Origin of the sequence: Vibrio cionasavignyae (assembly GCF_050337155.1) — a bacterium.
In the GTDB taxonomy this organism is placed as follows: domain Bacteria; phylum Pseudomonadota; class Gammaproteobacteria; order Enterobacterales; family Vibrionaceae; genus Vibrio; species Vibrio nomapromontoriensis.
Window position 1 is genome coordinate 1 of record NZ_JAKJSR010000052.1, and the last position, 2969, is coordinate 2969.

The window sequence follows — 2969 nt, forward strand, 5'->3', positions numbered from 1 at the left end:
TTCATTTACTTTCCCCAAGGTGTTGAGTTTGGTTTTTCATCAAGCATACCTATTTGACTCGTGCTTATGTGGCCGCTGTTGGTTAAATAGCGTTTTGGCACAATGGTGTTTGGTGTCGGTTCGTAACACCAGATCAGACGCGCTGGATGCGAAAACTCGACATTGACCGTGACATGCAGGCCGTCTTCTTTGGCGATACATAACCTCCTATCTTCAAATGCCGCCGCCAATGCACTCCTGAAGGTTTCGGTCATGGCCTTATCGGGATCAGGGACTGAGTAAGCCGCGTATTTGGCATCATCCAGTACACGATAAATCGAGCCATGCAGTTGAGATACGTTCATTTTAAAATCCGGCAAGACGAATACGTAACTGAGCTTTTAACTTACCTTCAATGATCACATCCGGCGAAGCAGAAATAAACTCAGCTTCAATAGTACCGGAAGATATACCTTTCTTATCGCCGCCTGCATCACCCCTACTTTTTGAAAACGTACTGCCTTTTAGCGCTATGCTATTACCTCCATCTGCACTAACCGAGGTTGAACCACCCGATAAATCCGCCGATTTAGCATTGCTTTAATGGTGTATGTCTTCACGTCTCTCATCCACATTTAAAGTCCTATATCGCATGCCCTTTGGGCCTGCGGGTTTGGTAGTGATGGACTAAGTCACCTTCTGCCTTCAATGCTGCATCTACACGTGCTTCAAAGTTTTCTGGCTTAGGATCTACTCGCCAAAATAACTTTGCAGATTCGCGATTAAATGACAGCACTGTGATGACGGCTTCTTTGCCATGGTTCATAAAGGCGAGAATTTGTGCTAATGGGTAGGTGGTATCGGCTTCGGTATGAAAAGCGAGCTTACCGGTATCAATGCCGACAATCGCCATCGGGTGGTAGCCCTTCTGCTTTTTGTTTTCAAACTGCAACACGATATTGATACCAACTTGGTTCTCAATCAAACCCATTTTATCAAAGTAAGCTGCGCCAACTCGGCCGTGACGCCAGCTGTATACAATTTGGCGTTCGCGGTCAAAATAGACTTCGGCATCTCTGGGTTTTAGAAGGAAAAGGAGCCAAAGAGCAATACCAAAGAGCAGAAAAGAACCGATCATAACAAAACTTCCGAGGAAGCGCTCAAGCCTGCCTTCAGACTTTATAGCCCTTAGGTAAGTTGCCCATGTAACCTCACCATTTTCATTAAGCAGTGCTCGTGCATACTTCTCAATCCTATCAGTCCTGTCTGATGGGTATCTCAAAGCCCTTTGCTGCTCAACATACTCTAGCCTCATATATGCAGATTCTTGTTGTTTTTCAAGATTCGGCAGCCAATCATAAAACATATAAAGAGGCATAAAGGTAAACAGCAACATCAGTGGAATAATAATGGTGTTGCGCCGATTGTGGTAGCCAGTTCTTACGGTTAACACCTTTTCATCTACAGAGACTATAGGGTCAAGTGGGTCTTCCATTGGAATAACGATCACCTCTGAGCGAAATTCCTGCCACCACTTTGAAAAAGGTTGGGCTTTGGTGGTAAACATGCCCCAAAATCGACGTTTCATTTATTTCCGTTTGTTATTAAGCCCTATATCGCATGACCTTTTACCCGATTTGTTTGGTAGTGAGAAACGAGGTCATCTTGGGCTGCGAGGGCCGCTTCGACACGCTGTTCAAAGTTATCTGGCTTTTTATCCTTACGTAAGAAGTATTTTGCTGGCTCCCTTCTAAATGATTCTCCTGTAATTACCGCTTCTTTGCCATGCTCCATAAACGCTAAGATTTGAGCTAATGGGTAAGTCATATCACCTTCTCGATGAAAAGAAAGCTTACCAATATCAATACCCATTATCCCCATCGGTCGGTAGCCCGTTTGGTTTTTGTTCTCAAATTGCAATACGATATTTAAGCCAAGGTGGTTTTCTAATATCCCCATTTTATCAAATGATGCTGCTCCAACCCTTCCATGTCGCCACGAGTAGACAATTTGCCGGTTTCGATCAAAGTAAACTTCCGCGTCTTGAGGTTTCAACAAGAAAAGTAACCACATACCTAAAGATAAAGCGCCCATGAACGAAAAAAGGCCAATACCGAAAAGGAAATAATCTAGCTCTCCAAGTTGCTTAAGCGCTCTCATATGAGTAAACAATGTCACAYYACCGTCTTGCTCAAAATAGATRCTGAAACCTTTAATRGAATTATCTGCGAGAGCTATCCCACGCCGAAAAATATCCTCTCCTTCTTTATCGCCTTCCTTTTGAGCGTCGGAAAGGTAGCTTATGTATCTGGCTTTGTCTTCTTTATAGCTTTCAATCATACGCGCTGCCTGAGCCTTGTGAGCTTCAAAATCATATTGGTAGCGAGAATCGTAGATAAAATACAGGGTTAATATGGTTAGCATCAGCATCCATGGCATGACAATGGTATTTCGGCGAGTATGATAACCAGTCCTTAACGTCAGTACGTTATCATTGACCGTCATAAACGGTTCGAGCGGGTCTTTCATTGGGACAACAATCACTTCTGCTCGAAATTGCGGCCACCATTTTGAAAAAGGTTGCGCTTTKGTTGTGAATATTCCTCTAGAGCCGCGATTCATTTACTTTCCCCAAGGTGTTGAGTTTGGTTTTTCATCAAGCATACCTATTTGACTCGTGCTTATGTGGCCGCTGTTGGTTAAATAGCGTTTTGGCACAATGGTGTTTGGTGTCGGTTCGTAACACCAGATCAGACGCGCTGGATGCGAAAACTCGACATTGACCGTGACATGCAGGCCATCTTCTTTGGCGATACATAACGTCCTATCTTCAAATGCCGCCGCCAATGCACTCCTGAAGGTTTCGGTCATGGCCTTATCGGGATCAGGGACTGAGTAAGCCGCGTATTTGGCATCATCCAGTACACGATAAATCGAGCCATGCAGTTGAGATACGTTCATTTTAAAATCCGGCAAGACGAATACATAAC

4 protein-coding genes and 1 pseudogene are annotated in these 2969 nt (G+C 44.1%); all 5 read right to left on the minus strand.

Annotation, left to right across the window (positions count from 1 at the left end; all coding sequences use genetic code 11):
• Window positions 1-5: 5 nt before the first annotated feature.
• Window positions 6-344 carry a hypothetical protein gene (locus L4D74_RS24930; protein ID WP_428755087.1) on the minus strand — a complete coding sequence of 113 codons (339 nt, stop codon included), beginning with the start codon at window positions 342-344 and terminating at the stop codon, window positions 6-8.
• Window positions 345-384: 40 nt separating this feature from the next.
• A pseudogene (locus L4D74_RS24935) lies at window positions 385-579 on the minus strand (PAAR-like domain-containing protein); the annotation flags it as partial.
• A gap of 43 nt (window positions 580-622) precedes the next feature.
• The gene (locus tag L4D74_RS24940) at window positions 623-1567 is read right to left on the minus strand and encodes a hypothetical protein (RefSeq protein WP_428755089.1); all 945 of its coding nucleotides are present in this window, start codon (window positions 1565-1567) and stop codon (window positions 623-625) included.
• A gap of 23 nt (window positions 1568-1590) precedes the next feature.
• The gene (locus tag L4D74_RS24945; RefSeq protein WP_428755091.1) at window positions 1591-2601 is read right to left on the minus strand and encodes a hypothetical protein; all 1011 of its coding nucleotides are present in this window, start codon (window positions 2599-2601) and stop codon (window positions 1591-1593) included.
• On the minus strand, window positions 2602-2969 hold a 368-nt coding region (locus L4D74_RS24950), incomplete at its 5' end, for a hypothetical protein (protein WP_428755093.1). It lies immediately after the preceding gene.

Bases quoted from the DNA above. Each gene is read 5' to 3' on its own strand.
- L4D74_RS24940 (WP_428755089.1), bottom strand. From the start codon at position 1,567: ATGAAACGTCGATTTTGGGGCATGTTTACCACCAAAGCCCAACCTTTT.
- L4D74_RS24930 (WP_428755087.1), bottom strand. From the start codon at position 344: ATGAACGTATCTCAACTGCATGGCTCGATTTATCGTGTACTGGATGAT.